At 74.0% G+C, this 14151-nt stretch carries 16 protein-coding genes; 11 read left to right on the forward strand and 5 right to left on the reverse strand.

The genetic code is table 11. The annotated features are described in order from the left end of the window. Positions 1-97: 97 nt before the first annotated feature. The gene (locus Ae717Ps2_RS18285; RefSeq protein ID WP_020622612.1) at positions 98-589 is read left to right on the forward strand and encodes an inorganic diphosphatase; all 492 of its coding nucleotides are present in this window, start codon (positions 98-100) and stop codon (positions 587-589) included. A 28-nt stretch (positions 590-617) separates the two neighbouring features. Here Ae717Ps2_RS18285 and Ae717Ps2_RS18290 read toward each other — a convergent pair whose 3' ends face one another. Beyond that, positions 618-2039: an MmpS family transport accessory protein gene (locus Ae717Ps2_RS18290; protein ID WP_143510405.1), complete on the reverse strand. Its 1422-nt coding sequence runs from the start codon at positions 2037-2039 to the stop codon at positions 618-620. Positions 2040-2090: 51 nt separating this feature from the next. Beyond that, positions 2091-2576 (reverse strand): MarR family winged helix-turn-helix transcriptional regulator, encoded by a 486-nt coding sequence (locus Ae717Ps2_RS18295; protein ID WP_063718602.1) that lies wholly within the window; start codon positions 2574-2576, stop codon positions 2091-2093. Between the two features lie 57 nt (positions 2577-2633). Between Ae717Ps2_RS18295 and Ae717Ps2_RS18300 the strand changes: the two genes are divergently transcribed. Next, complete coding sequence (locus tag Ae717Ps2_RS18300; RefSeq protein WP_075333651.1) at positions 2634-3413, forward strand: SDR family oxidoreductase; 780 nt, start codon at positions 2634-2636, stop codon at positions 3411-3413. Between the two features lie 67 nt (positions 3414-3480). Here the strand turns inward: Ae717Ps2_RS18300 and Ae717Ps2_RS18305 are convergent, their stop codons facing one another. After that, the gene (locus Ae717Ps2_RS18305; RefSeq protein ID WP_075311202.1) at positions 3481-4086 is read right to left on the reverse strand and encodes a TetR/AcrR family transcriptional regulator; all 606 of its coding nucleotides are present in this window, start codon (positions 4084-4086) and stop codon (positions 3481-3483) included. A gap of 47 nt (positions 4087-4133) precedes the next feature. Here Ae717Ps2_RS18305 and Ae717Ps2_RS18310 point away from each other — a divergent pair, with 47 nt between their 5' ends. Next, the gene (locus Ae717Ps2_RS18310; RefSeq protein ID WP_075311200.1) at positions 4134-5012 is read left to right on the forward strand and encodes an SDR family NAD(P)-dependent oxidoreductase; all 879 of its coding nucleotides are present in this window, start codon (positions 4134-4136) and stop codon (positions 5010-5012) included. Between the two features lie 50 nt (positions 5013-5062). Further along, positions 5063-5350 (forward strand): hypothetical protein, encoded by a 288-nt coding sequence (locus Ae717Ps2_RS39195; RefSeq protein WP_233147618.1) that lies wholly within the window; start codon positions 5063-5065, stop codon positions 5348-5350. Positions 5351-5429: 79 nt separating this feature from the next. On the opposite strand, the gene Ae717Ps2_RS18320 is transcribed toward Ae717Ps2_RS39195, so the two are convergent. Then, positions 5430-5762: a Dabb family protein gene (locus Ae717Ps2_RS18320; RefSeq protein ID WP_083695133.1), complete on the reverse strand. Its 333-nt coding sequence runs from the start codon at positions 5760-5762 to the stop codon at positions 5430-5432. Between the two features lie 122 nt (positions 5763-5884). Here Ae717Ps2_RS18320 and Ae717Ps2_RS18325 point away from each other — a divergent pair, with 122 nt between their 5' ends. The 7 genes from Ae717Ps2_RS18325 to Ae717Ps2_RS18355 are packed head-to-tail and all read left to right on the forward strand — an operon-like array spanning position 5885 to position 13533. Then, positions 5885-6859, forward strand: a complete 975-nt coding sequence (locus Ae717Ps2_RS18325; protein WP_075311196.1) for an LLM class flavin-dependent oxidoreductase — start codon at positions 5885-5887, stop codon at positions 6857-6859. A gap of 14 nt (positions 6860-6873) precedes the next feature. Next, positions 6874-7647 (forward strand): enoyl-CoA hydratase-related protein, encoded by a 774-nt coding sequence (locus Ae717Ps2_RS18330; RefSeq protein WP_075311194.1) that lies wholly within the window; start codon positions 6874-6876, stop codon positions 7645-7647. A 2-nt stretch (positions 7648-7649) separates the two neighbouring features. Next, positions 7650-8789 (forward strand): acyl-CoA dehydrogenase family protein, encoded by a 1140-nt coding sequence (locus Ae717Ps2_RS18335; protein WP_198932209.1) that lies wholly within the window; start codon positions 7650-7652, stop codon positions 8787-8789. Next, complete coding sequence (locus tag Ae717Ps2_RS18340; protein WP_075311190.1) at positions 8782-9819, forward strand: acyl-CoA dehydrogenase family protein; 1038 nt, start codon at positions 8782-8784, stop codon at positions 9817-9819. The genes Ae717Ps2_RS18335 and Ae717Ps2_RS18340 overlap by 8 nt, the downstream gene beginning before the upstream one ends. Next, complete coding sequence (locus Ae717Ps2_RS18345; RefSeq protein WP_075311188.1) at positions 9816-11408, forward strand: AMP-binding protein; 1593 nt, start codon at positions 9816-9818, stop codon at positions 11406-11408. Before Ae717Ps2_RS18340 ends, Ae717Ps2_RS18345 begins: the two co-directional genes overlap by 4 nt. A gap of 4 nt (positions 11409-11412) precedes the next feature. Continuing rightward, positions 11413-12273 (forward strand): SMP-30/gluconolactonase/LRE family protein, encoded by an 861-nt coding sequence (locus Ae717Ps2_RS18350; RefSeq protein WP_075333653.1) that lies wholly within the window; start codon positions 11413-11415, stop codon positions 12271-12273. Positions 12274-12327: 54 nt separating this feature from the next. Further along, entirely contained in the window at positions 12328-13533 is a 1206-nt protein-coding gene (locus tag Ae717Ps2_RS18355; protein WP_075311183.1) for a TetR/AcrR family transcriptional regulator, read from the forward strand. 190 nt (positions 13534-13723) lie between these two features. Here Ae717Ps2_RS18355 and Ae717Ps2_RS18360 read toward each other — a convergent pair whose 3' ends face one another. Continuing rightward, positions 13724-14104 (reverse strand): DUF6506 family protein, encoded by a 381-nt coding sequence (locus tag Ae717Ps2_RS18360; RefSeq protein WP_075311181.1) that lies wholly within the window; start codon positions 14102-14104, stop codon positions 13724-13726. Positions 14105-14151 lie beyond the last annotated feature (47 nt).

Raw genomic sequence — 14151 nt, forward strand, 5'->3', positions numbered from 1 at the left:
GCCGAGCGCGCCACGCGGTCCCCGCCCCTCCGCGGGGTGCGCCCCGACGGGCGAGCGTGTATGCCCTTGTCCTGACGCCAACGCGTCGGAGGAGCCCGTGGAGTTCGACATGCTGGTCGAGGTGCCGAAGGGCAGCCGCAACAAGTACGAGGTGGACCACGAGTCCGGGCGCATCCGGCTCGACCGCACCCTGTTCACCGCCACCCAGTACCCGGGCGACTACGGCTTCGTCGAGGAGACGCTCGGGGAGGACGGCGACCCCCTCGACGCACTCCTCGTCACCACCGGCGAGCCGTTGTTCCCCGGCGTCCTCGTGCTCGTGCGCACCATCGGCATGTTCCGGATGACCGACGAGGCGGGTGGCGACGACAAGCTCCTCTGCGTCCCGGCCCACGACCCGCGGCTGGAGAACCTGCGCGACATCCACCACCTGCCCGAGTTCCACCGCCGGGAGATCCAGCACTTCTTCGAGATCTACAAGGACCTGGAGCCGGGCAAGAGTGTGGAGGGCGCCGACTGGGCGAACCGGGCGGCGGCCGAGGCCGAGCTGGAGGAGTCACGGAAGCGGTTCCGGGAGGCCGGACACTGACCGCGGCACCACCCGCCGGGGTCGCCGGTCAGTGCCGGGCGACGCAGGACACCGCGGAGTAACCGCTCCCGGCCGTCTCCTCGGAGATGACGGCACCGTCGACGAGGATCCGGCACGAGATCTCGCCGTCCCCGCCGGAGGCGATCACCGAGTACTCGGCGGGCTCGTCCGAGGCCGTGACGGCCCGCCGCCAGGGCAGCGGGACCTCGGAGGCCTGGCCGACCGACGACCCACCGCCGAAGGTGATCATCCGTGACGTGCCGGAGCCGTTCACCTCGAAGGTGACCTCACCCGGCGCGCCCCCGGCGGCGTCGGGAGCCGGCGCGCCGTGGGGCGCGGTGTCCGCCTCCGGGGTGTCGGCGGCCGGGACGACGCCGGGCTGGCCGCCGCCGGTCGACGCCCCGAACGCGACCGACCCCTCCCGCCACGCGGCCGGGGTCTGGTCCCCGGTGCCGCCGAACACGGCGAACCCGATCGGCACGGCCGCGGCAGCCGCCGCGGCGACGCCGACGACCCACGGCCGTCGGCGTCGACGGGGCTCCGCCCGCACCGCCCGTCGGCGTCCGCGCCGCGGCGGGTCCTCCGGGCGGTCGTCGGGCTCCACCCCGATGTCGTCGGCGTCGGTGTCGAGGTCGGCGCCACGGTCGAGGTCGGTGTCGAGGTCGAGGTCGAGGTCGAGGTCGCGCGGGTCGTACCCGAGGTCGTGCGGGTCGGCCGGCCGGGCCTCGACGAGCGGCAGTCCGCGCGCGTCCCACGCCGTCTCCGGGGCCCGGTCGACGCGTCGGGGGCGGGCGGCACGGAGGTCGGGCACCGGTCCGGTCTCCGGACCGTCCCACGGGTCCGGGTCGTCCCCGGGGCCGGCGGTCGCGAACCCGCCGAGGCCGTACCGACTCCCGTCGCGGTCCTCGGCCCGCCGGCGGCCGCCGTGGCGGGGACGACCACTGTGGTCGTGCCCGGGCGGGGACACGACCGCCGGCGGCCGGCGCACTGGGTGCGGCCGGGGCCGCACCGTCGCGCTCTGACGCGCTCCTTCGGCGTACGGGTCCTCGGGGTACGGGTCCTCGGGGTAGGGCTCCTCGGTCGGTGATCCCCCGGGAGTCCGGTCGGACGAGGGCGCGCCCGGTCCGGCGCTCTCCGGTGCACGGCGACGCCCGCGCCGGGAGCCGTGGTCGATCCGGCCCGCTCCTCGCCGGGCGAGATCGTCACGCTCCGTCATCGACCCGGGACGACCCCGCGTCCCGACCGATCGACCCCCGGGTTCCCCTGCGGGCGGGAAGACGATCCCGGCGACGAGGTCCTCGGGCGAGAGATCACGGGCCGGGCGCTCCACATCGCCGCCCGACCGGTCCATCACCTCGACCGACCGGCGTCGTCCGCGGCGGGCCACCGGGGACGACTCGTCCCCGAGCACCCAGCGACCCGAGTCCGGGTCCCATCTCGGTCCTGACACGACGCCCCCCTGCGGTAGCCGTCCCGATTCAACGAATCGGAGGCGCACCGGTTACGGACCGCGGTCGCCATCACCCCGTTCGGCCCCACCACCGCGGGGGTCCTCCCGGTCGGCGAGCCGGACGAGCGTGGCCCAGAACTCGTCGCCCCTCGGGCTGGAGGTGGGGGCGAGCAAGACCCGGCGGACGGCGTCGGCGTGCGCGGGCCGGGCTGCCCGCAGCGAGCGCAGGCCCGATTCGGTGACGACGACCCGACGCCGCCGGTCGGCGTCGGTGTCGCGGTCGACCAGCCCCCGTTCGGCCATCCGTCCCAGGTGGCGCGACAGCCGCGCCCGCTGCCATCCGAGCATGTCCCCGAGCTCCTGCTGGGCCATCCGTCCGCCCCCGTGCTCGACGACCCGCGACAGCACCGAGAAGTCCGCGACCGACAGCCCCGACGCGTCGCCGATCGCGGTGGCGACCGCAGCGTTCACGGCATCGTTCGCGCGCTTCCACGCGACCCACCGGGCGGTCTCGGCCTCGTCCAGCGGCGGTGTCATGCAGATCATCCTACCGGCCGGTTGTCATGTAAACCCAGCAGGTCCACCATTATTTACATGACAACACCTGACACACGCTCGGTCCTGATCACCGGAGGCAGCGCGGGCATAGGTCTCGGGCTCGCGAGGCGTTACCGGCGAGCGGGACACCGGGTCCTGGTCACCGGGCGGGACGCCGGGCGGCTCGCCGCGGTCGCCGCCGGCGAACCGGGTGTCGAGACCTTCGCCGGTGACCTGGCCGATCCCACGGAGCGTGAACGGCTGGCCGAGCACGTCCGCCGGGTACTGCCCGCGCTCGACGTCCTGGTCAACAACGCGGGTATCCAACGGCGGGTGGGGATCGCCGCGGACGACGCCCCGTGGTCGGAGGTCCAGAACGAGATCGACGTGCTCCTGTCCGCTCCGCTGCACCTGTCCCGGCTGCTCGTCCCGATGATGCTGGACCGGGGCGGGCCCGCTCTCGTGGTCAACGTCAGCTCGGGTGGCGCCTTCGTCCCGCAGACGTTCGCCCCCGTCTACAGCGCGGCGAAGGCGGCGGTGCACAGCTACACCGTGACCCTCCGGGAGGCGCTGGACGGAACCCGCTGCCAGGTCGTCGAGCTGATCCCGCCCGCCGTGGCGACGGGCCTCGCCGGACCGGGCGCGGCCCACGGCGCCGACCCGGACGAGTTCTGTGACGCCGTGTTCCCCCTGCTGGACGGGTCCCGGCCGGAGGTCGGGTTCGGCCCGACCGCCGAGCCCGGCATCACCGCACGGATCGATGCGGAACGCCGGGCGTTCCTCGGGTCGGCCGCGCGGGCGGGCGTTCCCGGGTTCGCTCCGGCGTCGCGGCACTGATCGGCTCCACGGTCACCGAGGCACCGGAGTCGACCGGTCGCCCGCGCGGCGGGGCGCATCCGGGCGCTCAGGGCGCGAGCGCCCGGCACGCGCGCCGCACGACGGCGTCGCCGTAGGCGTGGTCGAGCACCCCGGTCCGCAGCTGCCACCGGTGGAAGACCGGCGCGACGACCAGCTCGAACGCCTCGACGTCGCCCACGGAGCCGTCGATCTGACCGGCGGCCCTCGCCGTCGCGAACCGGTCGGCGAACAGGGCGATCTGCGGGGCGAAGACCTGTTCCAGCACCTGCGCCCCGATGCCGGTGTCGACGAGCGCCTCGACGCACAGCGCCCGCAGGAGCGCGTCCCATCCGGGGTCCGCGAGCTCGTCGACGACCGACCGCAGCACCGCGGTCAGGTCGGCGACCAGGTCACCGGTGTCCGGTATCCCGCCGCCGGCGGCGGCCGCCGCGTTGCGGTGGGCCACGGCGTCGACCAGCAGGGCACCCCGGTGCGGCCACCGCCGGTAGAGGGTCGCCTTGCCGACACCGGCACGCGCGGCGATCGCCTCCATCGTCACCTGCGGATACGGCAGCTCCGTCGCCAGGGCCAGCGCCGCGGAGAGCGCGGCCGTCCGTGCCCGTTCGGAGCGACCGACCGGTGCCGACGGGCGGTCACGGCTGTCGTCGTCCACCCGGCCACGATAGCAATCGATACGGAACGTTCCGTATCGTTGTGGGCATGAGCGCCCGCCCCGCCGAGGAGAGCCCCGTGACCGAACGACCTGTCTGGTTCGTGACCGGCGCCGGCCGCGGCCTCGGCCGGGCGCTGACCCGGGCCGCGCTCGACGCCGGGGAACGGGTGGTGGCCACCGTCCGCCGCGCCGACGCACTCGCCGACCTGGACCGGGAGTTCCCGTCGACGCTGCACGTGGCGGTCGCCGACGTCCGCGAGCGGGACGCGGTCCGAGCCGCGGTCGCCTCCGGCATTGCGCGTTTCGGCCGGCTCGACATCGTGGTCAACAACGCCGGGTACGGCCTCGTCGGCGCGATCGAGGAGGTCGACGAGACCGAGGCGCGCGGCATCGTGGACACGAACCTGCTCGGCCCGCTGTGGGTCGCGCAGGCGGTGCTCCCCCATCTGCGCGCCCGGGGCGCCGGGCACATCGTCCAGATCTCCACGACCGGCGCGGTCGGCGCCATGCCCACCCTCGGTCTCTACAACGCGGGCAAGTGGGGGTTGGAGGGCTTCTCCCAGGCGCTCGCCGGTGAGGTTTCGCGCTTCGGCGTCCGCGTCACCGTGGCCCAGCTCGGCGGGTTCGACACGGACTGGGCGGGCTCGGGGATGCACTTCGCGAGCCCGTCGGCGGACTACGACGACCTGCGGCGCGAGCTGTTCGGCACGGCCGAGGTGCCGTGGCGGACCGAAGGCCCGCTCGGTGCGCCCGTGGCGGAGGCGGTCGAGGCCCTGCGCCAGCACGTCCACGCACCCGACGGCCCGTTCCGGCTCCTGGTCGGGGCGGACGCCCCCGACCAGGTCACCGCAGCGCTGCAGGCCCGGTGCGAGGACTACGCCGCGGACGACCGCTTCGTCTGGCCGGCTCCGGCCGCCACGACCTGACCCACCGGGACCGGCCTCATGCCGTCCCGGCCCGCACTGCGCAGCTCGCGATGCCCGACGAACGGCAGGGCCATCCCGATCAGCGGGGCCTCCCGGGCCGCCGGATCGTGCTCGACCGCGCGCTGCCGCACCACCGCGCCGATCCGGTACCCGTGCTCGTCCGGGCCCGCCGAGGTCAGCTCGGGCACGGCCGGGAGGAGTGGGCCGAGCCGCGCATGATCACCATCGAACTGGGGCTGGAGATGGAGCACGCGGCCCTGCGGTTCTGGAACGCGCTGGCCACCGACGACCTCGACCGGCTCCGTCGCGAGCGGGCCGAACGCGACCCGCGCAGCTGACCGGCCCGCCACGCCACGGGCCCGACGGCGCCCGGTGCGCGCAACGACGGGTCAGCACCGGAGCCCGGGCCACCGAGGCTCAGTCCGGTTCGACGACGTGGAACTGGACGCTGTGCACGGACCGGACGTGGTCCCGGGGCACCGCGAGATGGGCCGGGTGGGCGAGGTAGGTCCGGAAGTCCTCGACGCTCGCGAACTCGGAGACGACCGCGTAGTCGGCGTTCGTCGGACGCTCACCGAGGTCGGAACCCTGCCGGGTGCGCAGGGGGACGCCGACCTGGCCGGGCAGCCGCGCGATCGCGTCCCGGAACGCCTCGACGTCGGCCGTGGTCGCGGACTCCGTGAACGTGAGCGTCAGACAGTGCACCAGCATCTCGACCTCCATGTCGACCCAGTGAGCAGTGATGGACATTCGCGCATCGACGACTGCTGATCGATCTGTTCGCCCATGCTATCCAGTTATCGCTGATTGACAAGCTATGTCCATCGGCCCTAACTTCCGACTCCCGACCCCTTCGACCGGGAGACCCGACAATGAAGCTGGGATGCTCGTTCGCCACGTCGCTGGAGACTCCGGAGCACATCCGCATCGCGGAGGAGCTCGGCTACGAGAGGGCGCTGTGCTACGACTCGCCCGCGCTGTACCCGGACGTCTGGATGGTGCTGAACCAGGCCGCGGAGCGGACCGACCGGATCGTGCTGGGGCCGGGGGTGCTGATCCCGAGTCTGCGCCACCCGATGGTCACCGCCTCGGCGATCACCACGCTGGTGCACACGGCCGGGCCGGACCGCGTCCTCATCGGGATCGGGAGCGGTTTCACCGGCCGCCTCGCCATGGGCAGACCACCGGTGCCGTGGGCGCGGGTCGAGCACTACACCGAGGTCGTGCGGGCCCTGCTGCGCGGCGAGCAGGTGGAGTGGGAGGGCGCGACCATGCAGCTCATCCAGCCCGACGCCCGCTTCGGCCCGGCCCTGCCGATCTCGGTCCCCTGGGGGGTCGCGGGCGAAGGCCCGAAGGGCACGGGGGTCGCCCGGTCCCTGGGCGCGGAGCTGTTCCGGATCACCGCGCCCGAGCCGGGCTTCGGGCCGCAGATGATGATGCTCATCGGCACCGTGCTCGACGAGGGCGAGGACCCGGGCTCCGAGCGCGTGATCGACGCCGCGGGCCACGGCGCGGGGCTGTTCCTGCACTGGGCCGTCGAGCACGGGGTGATCGACGAGCTGCTCGGCGAGAGCGGCCACGCGTGGGCCGCGGCCTACGACCACATCCCCGAGGGCGTCCGTCACATCGCCCTGCACGACCGGCACGTGGTCGGGGTCAACGAGATCGACCGGCCTTTCGTGACCGGCGAGGTGATCACCGCGGCCGGGCTCGCGCTGACCCGTGACCAGTGGCGGGACCGGTTCGCCGAGCTGGAGAAGGCCGGCTGCGACTGGCTCCACTTCCAGCCCGCGGGCAGCGACGTCCCGCGCGAGCTCGAGGCGTTCGCCGCCGCCTACCACCGTTGAGGAGAGGACACCCCGTGAGCGATCTGCAGTTCCTGAAGTGGGAGACCGAGGGCCCGGTGGCCACCGTGTGGCTCGACCGCCCGCCGGTGAACGCGGTCGACCAGCAGTTCTACCGTGAGATCCGCGCGTTCTTCGGCGACGTCGAGCGTCACCTCCCCGAAGCACGCGTCGTCGTGCTCGCCGGGCGGGGGAAGCACTTCTGCGCGGGCAACGACCTCGACGCGTTCCGGACCCTGGACCCCGACAACGCCCCGGAGCAGCTCGAGCAGGCCCGGGAGGCGTTCTGGGCGATCTACGACTCCGCCTACCCGGTGATCGCGGCGGTCCACGGGGCCGCCGTGGGGACGGGTCTGGCGATCGCGGCATCGTGCGACCTCGTCGTCGCGGCGGAGGGTGCCCGGTTCGCCACCCCCGAGGTCACCGTCGGGGTGCTGGGCGGCGCGAAGCACCTGTCCCGGCTCGTGCCGCAGGGCGTGGTCCGGCTGATGCACTACACCGGCGACCTCTACCCCGCCGAGACGCTGCTGCCCTACGGCGGCATCGTCGAGATCGTCCCGGAGGAGCAGCTCCTCGCGAAGGCCCGGGAGCTGGCGCGATCCATCGCCCGGCACAGCCCCGTCACGCTGCGGCTGGCCAAGCGCAGCCTCAACGGCATCGAGTACCGCGACCTCAGGTCCGGCTACGAGTTCGAGCAGGACCGGACCCGTGAGCTGTCCGGCTACGAGGACTCCAAGGAGGCCGTGAACGCGTTCCTCGAACGCCGCGAACCGGTCTACACGGGACGGTGACCGTGGAATCCCTGGAGGACTTCCGGGCCCGGGCCCGGGCCTGGCTCGCCGCGACCGGGGCCCCCGAGGTCCCGTCGGACCCCGACGCCCGGTTCGCGGTGCTGAGCCGCTGGCAGAAGACCCTGTCCGACGCCGGCTGGCTGGGCCTCGCCTGGTCGCGGGAGGCGGGCGGTGGCGGGCTCACCCACGCCCACCAGCTGGTGTTCGTCGAGGAGCTCGTGCGGGCCCGTGCCCCCCAGCCCGTCGGCCTGATCGGTCTGGAGGTCGTCGGGCCGTCCATCGACCGCTACGGCACCGACCGGCAGCGTCGCGAGCTGCTGCCCCGCATGCTCTCCGGCGAGGACATCTGGTGCCAGGGCTTCTCCGAGCCCGACGCCGGGTCCGACCTCGCCTCCCTGCGCACCCGCGCGGTCGCCGACGGCGAGGACTACGTGGTCAGCGGCCAGAAGATCTGGACCAGCTGGGCGCACGAGGCGCAGTGGTGTGCGCTGCTGGTCCGTACCGACCCGACCGTGCGCAAGCAGGCGGGCATCAGCTACCTGCTCGTCGACATGACGAGCCCCGGCATCACCGCCCGGCCCATCCGGCAGATGACCGGCGACCGGGAGTTCTGCGAGGTCTTCCTGGACGAGGTCCGGGTACCGCGGCGGAACCTGCTCGGGGACGAGAACGACGGCTGGACGATCGCCACCCACACGCTGGGCAGCGAGCGCGGGGCGGCCACCCTGCGCCGCCGGGTGGAGCTCGAGGTCGCGCTGGAGGACGCCGTCGGCGAGCTCCGCGCGCACGGTGTCGCCGGGGCCCGGGCCCGGGCCGCCGTCGGGCGGGCACAGGTCGCCATGCGGGTCCTCGACGCGCAGACCCGGCAGACCACCGCCCGGCTCGTCGCCGACGCCGGCCCGACACCGCTGGACTCCGTCGACAAGCTCGTGCTCAACGACGTCGAGCAGACCGTGTTCGCCGAGATCGCGGGGCTGCTGGGCGCACTGCGCGCGGTGCCCGGCGCCCGGCCCGGCGGCCTGCGGTCCGACCGCTGGGCCCGTGAGCACCTCTACTCGCGGGCCGCGTCCATCTACGGCGGCTCCGCCCAGATCCAGCGCACCATCGTCGCCGAACGACTCCTGGGGCTGCCCCGTGGCTGATCACGACGACTTCGCGTCCGCCGTGGACGACTACCTCACCCGGTCCCACACCGGTGAACGGCGGCGTGCGCTCCTGGACGGCGGGGGCTGGGACGCGGGCCTGGCATCCGAGCTCGCCGGACTGGGCTGGTACTCCCTGGCCGTGCCGCAGGACCGGGGCGGGATCGGCGCACCACCGGCCGCTCTCGGCCATGTGTTCCTGGAGTACGGACGGCACCTGCTTCCCGGGCCGCTGCTGGAGAACAGTCTGCTGCCGGCGCTGGTCGAACAGATCGTCCCGGCCGCCGACGGGACACCGCCCGCGCTCGTCGACCCCGGGGCGTCGGTCCCGGGCGACCTCGGGTCGGTCGCGGTCACCGGGCGGGAGGTCGTCGGGTCCGTCGCCGCCGTCCGGTTCGCCGCGCAGGCGGGGGTGCTCGTCGTCGTCGACGGTACGACGGTCTGCCTGGTCGACCCGGACGCTCCCGGGGTGCGCGTCGAGCCCCTGGCCAGTGCCGATCCGGGGGTCGCGTTCGCGTCCGTCTCCTTCGACGGCGCGGTGGCCCACACCCTGGTCACCGACGACGGGCTCGGGGACCGGATCCGGTCGTGGGGCCGGTTGCTGCTCGCCTGCGAGCTCGGCGGTCTCGCCCGCGGCGCGCTGGACCGCACCGTGGCCCACGTCGGGCAGCGCGAGCAGTTCGGCCGGCCGATCGGCGGCTTCCAGGCCGTCAAGCACCTCGTCGCCGACATGTCCGCGCGGTCGACCGGCCTGCACAACCTCTGCCTGGCCGCCCTCGCCGACGCCGGCGGGGCGTCGCCTCCGGAGCTGGACCTGATCGCCTCGACGGCCAAGGCACACGCTGCGGACGCCGCCGTCCGGGTCTGCGAGGACGCGATCCAGCTGCACGGCGGCATGGGCTTCACCACCGAGACCGACGTCAGCTGGTACTACCGGCGCGCCCTGGCGCTGCGCGGCTGGTACGGCGACGAGACCGAGCTGCGGCACCACGTCGGCGCGGCGCTCCTGGACCCCGAGAGGCAGTCATGAGAGCGACCAGGCCCGACGACGAGCAGGCCCGGCGCAACGTCGAGGCCGGTCACTGGGCGGGGAACCTCGTCGACGGCCACCTGGCCACGGCCGCGGCGCGCAGCCCCGAGGCGACCGCCGTCGTCGACCGGGGGCGGCGCTGGACCTACCGCGCGCTCGACGAGGCGGTGAACCGGTTCGCCTCGGCGCTGCACGGGCGCGGGGTCGGCCCCGGCGACGTCGTGTCCTGGCTGCTCCCCAACCGGGCCGAGGCGGTCGTCGTGCACCTCGGGGCGATCCGGCTCGGCGCGGTCAGCAACCCGATCATCCCGATCTACCGACACCGCGAGACGGCGTTCATCCTGCGCCAGGCCGGCTCGAAGGTCGCCGTGGTCCCGCGGCTGTTCCGCGACTTCGACTACCCGGCCATGCTCGACGAGATCCGCGACGAGGTCCCCGAGCTGGAGACCGTCGTCGTGGTGGACGGCGGGGACGGCACGCTGAGCTTCGACGCTCTCCTCGGCGAGGGCCGGGCGGACGGTGTCCGGACGCCCCGGGCCCCGGACGACATCGCCCTGCTGCTCTACACCTCCGGTACGACCTCGGCGCCCAAGGGCGCGTTGCACAGCCACGACACCCTGGACCACGAGAACCGCAGCATCATCGACTTCTTCGGGCTCTCCGCGACCGACGTCGTCTTCATGCCCTCGCCGGTCGGCCACATCATCGGTGTCCTCTACGGACTGCAGCTGCCGTTCATGCTGGGCAGCGCGGTCGTCCTGCTCGACGTGTGGGAGCCCGGTCGGGGTCTGGAGCTCATCGAGGAGCACCGGTGCACGTTCACGGTCGCGGCCACGCCGTTCCTGCACGGGCTCGTCCACCACCCCTCGCTGGCCGAACGCGACGTGAGCTCGCTGCGCGTCTTCGCGTGCGGCGGCGCCGACGTCCCGCCGGAGCTGGTCCGGGCCGCGACCACGGCGCTGGGCTGCACCGTCAGCCGGGGCTACGGGTCCACCGAGTACCCGACGGCCACGGCCTGCAACGCCGACGATCCCGTGGACAAGCGCGCGCGGACCGACGGCAGGCCGATCGGCGCCACCGAGGTACGGCTCGCCCCGGACGGTGAGCTGCAGGTGCGCGGGCCCGAGCTGTTCCTCGGCTACCTCGACGCCTCGCTCAACGCCGCGGCCTTCACCGACGACGGCTGGCTGCGTACCGGCGACCTCGCCCACATCGACGACGACGGCTACGTCGAGATCACCGGGCGCCAGAAGGACATCATCATCCGCGGCGGGGAGAACATCAGCGCCAAGGAGATCGAGGACCACCTCTTCGAACACCCCGCGGTCGCCGACGTCGCCGTCGTCTCCTCCCCCGACCCGGTGCTCGGGGAACGGGTCTGCGCCGTCGTCGTCGCGCAGACCGGTCGCGAGGTGACCCTGCCGGCGCTCGTCGAGTGGCTGACCGCGCGGCGGATGGCCCGCCAGAAGCTCCCCGAGCGCCTGCTCCTGGTCGACGACCTGCCCCGCAACCCCAGCGGCAAGATCCAGAAGTTCCGGCTCCGCGAGCTGGCGCGCGAGCACACGACCCTCGAATCGACACGGAAGTGACGCGATGAAGCTCCACACCCCGACCGGGTTCTCCACCGGACACCAGTTCCTCGAAGGCCTGCGCTGGCACGACGGCGCGCTCTGGGCCAGCGACTTCTTCGCCGGCACGGTGCTGACCTTCGCCCCCGACGGGGACGCCGCCACGGTCGCCCGGGTTCCGGGCGCACCGTCGGGCCTGGGGTTCCTGCCGGACGGCACCCCCCTGGTGGTCTCCCAGACCGACGCGACGATCCAGCGGATCGGGACGGACGGCGCGCTGAGCACCTACGCCGACTTCAGCGACATCGCCGGTGGCCCCGGGAACGACATGCTCGTGACGTCCGACGGGCACGCCTACGCCGGCAACTTCGGGTTCGCCGTCGGAACCGAGGACCCGCGGCCAACGGCGTTGGCGCACGTCGACCCCCACGGCACCGTCCGGCGTGTCGAGGGCGACGTGCTGTTCCCCAACGGCATGGCGCTCACGTCCGACGGGCGCCTCCTGCTCGCGGAGACCTTCCTGCACCGGATCACCGCCTACCACCGCGCGCCCGACGGGACCCTGTCGGACCCGCACGTCTGGGCACAGCTGCCCGAGACGTTCATGCCGGACGGCATCGCCCTCGACACCGACGGAGGGGCGTGGTTCGGCAATGCGCTCACCACCGGGGACGACGCCGGCTTCTACCGGGTGGTCGAGGGCGGTGAGCTGACCGACAAGGTCCCCGTGACCGGAGCGCAGGCGGTCGCGTGCGCGTTCGGCGGCGAGGACCTCGCCACGCTGTACATGAGCTGTAACGCCACCACGGTCGAGGAGTTCGTCCGTGGGCAGTCGACGGGGGCCGTCGCCACCGCGTCGGTGGGGCGGCGGGGCACGCCCACCTGAGATCGGGCCGTGGTCTCCCTCGCTAGGATCGGGACGGCGAGAGGAGACCACGGCATGGACGCGGCGAGCGCGCCACCGCGGTCCCGGCCCCGCAACCGGCGGGCCGAGATCGCCCGCAACGCAGGGGAGCTCTTCAGCCTCCGCGGGTTCCACGCCGTCCGGATGGACGACATCGCCGAGGCCAGCGGGATCACCGCGCGGGCCCTCTACCGCCACTACGCCAACAAGCGGGCCCTGCTCTCGCACGTCGTGCTCGAGGACCAGCAGCACGTCGTCGACACGATCACGACGCTGGCCGCGCTGCCGCCCGGTGAGCGCGGCCTCGACACCACGCTCGGCGCGCTCACCGAGGCCGCGCTGGACAGCCGCCGGCTCTCCCTGTTGTGGCAGCGCGAGGCCCGCCACCTCGACGCCCAGGACTTCCAGCTTGTCCGCGACAGGACCCGCTGGATCGGCAGGCAGCTCGACGAGCTCCTCCTCTCCCCCTCCCGCGGCGACCTGTCCCCCGAGGTGACCGACCTCCGCAGCTGGGTCATCGTCAGCATCATCTCCGGAGCGGGCTTCTACGACACCCCGCTCCCCCGCGCCCGGCTCGCCCAGCAGCTGGCCGAGGCGAGCAGGCGGGTGATCGCCGCCCCCGCGGCCACCGTCGCGGACGGCTCGGTGGGGACCTCCGACCGGGCGCCGTCCTCCCGCCGCGAGCAGCTCGTCGGGGCCGCTGCGCGGGAGTTCCGCGCGAAGGGCTTCGCCGGGGTGAGCATCGACGACATCGGCGGCCGGGTCGGCGTCGTCGGGCCCGCCCTCTACCGGTACTTCGACACCAAGGCCGACATCCTGGTCGCCGCCGTCACCCGGCTGCACGAGTGGCTCGCGCTGGAGACGACACGCGCACTACGCACCCCCGGCCCGGACGAAGCGGTCCTCGGCCTGCTCGTAGCGGGCTACGTGCGCGTCGCGCTCGAGGCGACCGACCTGCTCGCCGTCCGGCTGACCGAACGGCTCTACCTCCCCGACGCCGCCCGCGAGCGCATCGACCGCATCCAGGCCGACGAGGTGGCGGAGTGGCAGCGATGGCTCTCGGCGGCCCGCCCCGACCTGCCCGACGCCGACGCCGCGACGCTGGTCAGGACCGCGAGGACGATCGTCGACGACTGCGCACGGATCCCCCACCTCCGGCGCTACCCGGTGGCGGCGGGCGAGCTGACGGGCGCCGCCCTCGCCGCGCTCGGTCTTCCCCCTCCCGCGGAGCACCGGGCCTAGGTGTGTCTCCTCGCCCGTCCGGTCGCTGATCACCGTCGGGTGGTCGAGGTCCCCTGGCACACCGACCCCGCCGAAGCCGCGACGGGGCCCGCGGCGAGCGCGCCCCTCCCCCGCGGCCGGCTCCGCCGTGCGCATCTCGCCGACGAGCCGGCTGCGCACGGGGTGAACGCACGCCGTGGACCAGGCGGCGCTATCGGCGACCGGGTGCCGGTGAGGACGCCGCGTCGGGGGTGGAGGCGGCGGCCGACAGCGCCGCGGTGGCCGCCGTCGCATAGGCCGCGGCAGCCGGGATCTGGTCCACCCCGAACACGACGTGCCCGACGGCTGCGTGCTCGCCGACGGCGGCGGCGACCGCGGCCACGTCACCGCTGCCGAAGCCGCCGCACAGCTCGATCAGCGTGACCTGTTCGTCGCGGACGAGGCCGGCGGCGACGGCGGGGGCGTCCGCCGTCGAGGCGACGGCGACGATCAGCGAGCGCTGCCCCCCGGAGTCGAGGACGAGGCGGTCACGCGCGGGATCGGCGCCGGGGTGCTCGAACAGGTAGGCCCAACAGGCCGTCGAGGTGCTCATGCGGTGAGCTTCGGGGCTGACCCCGGCTTCAGGTCAAGACCTGGGCG

The sequence above is a fragment of the Pseudonocardia sp. Ae717_Ps2 genome, from assembly GCF_001932475.1.
Classification (GTDB): Bacteria; Actinomycetota; Actinomycetes; order Mycobacteriales; family Pseudonocardiaceae; genus Pseudonocardia.

Excerpts from the sequence above, each read along its gene's own strand:
- Ae717Ps2_RS18310 (WP_075311200.1), top strand. The coding sequence starts at position 4,134 with ATGAGCGCCCGCCCCGCCGAGGAGAGCCCCGTGACCGAACGACCTGTC.
- Ae717Ps2_RS18320 (WP_083695133.1), bottom strand. The coding sequence starts at position 5,762 with ATGTCCATCACTGCTCACTGGGTCGACATGGAGGTCGAGATGCTGGTG.
- Ae717Ps2_RS18360 (WP_075311181.1), bottom strand. The coding sequence starts at position 14,104 with ATGAGCACCTCGACGGCCTGTTGGGCCTACCTGTTCGAGCACCCCGGC.
- Ae717Ps2_RS18300 (WP_075333651.1), top strand. The coding sequence starts at position 2,634 with ATGACAACACCTGACACACGCTCGGTCCTGATCACCGGAGGCAGCGCG.
- Ae717Ps2_RS18325 (WP_075311196.1), top strand. The coding sequence starts at position 5,885 with ATGAAGCTGGGATGCTCGTTCGCCACGTCGCTGGAGACTCCGGAGCAC.
- Ae717Ps2_RS18345 (WP_075311188.1), top strand. The coding sequence starts at position 9,816 with ATGAGAGCGACCAGGCCCGACGACGAGCAGGCCCGGCGCAACGTCGAG.
- Ae717Ps2_RS18350 (WP_075333653.1), top strand. The coding sequence starts at position 11,413 with ATGAAGCTCCACACCCCGACCGGGTTCTCCACCGGACACCAGTTCCTC.
- Ae717Ps2_RS39195 (WP_233147618.1), top strand. The coding sequence starts at position 5,063 with ATGCCCGACGAACGGCAGGGCCATCCCGATCAGCGGGGCCTCCCGGGC.
- Ae717Ps2_RS18295 (WP_063718602.1), bottom strand. The coding sequence starts at position 2,576 with ATGACACCGCCGCTGGACGAGGCCGAGACCGCCCGGTGGGTCGCGTGG.
- Ae717Ps2_RS18355 (WP_075311183.1), top strand. The coding sequence starts at position 12,328 with ATGGACGCGGCGAGCGCGCCACCGCGGTCCCGGCCCCGCAACCGGCGG.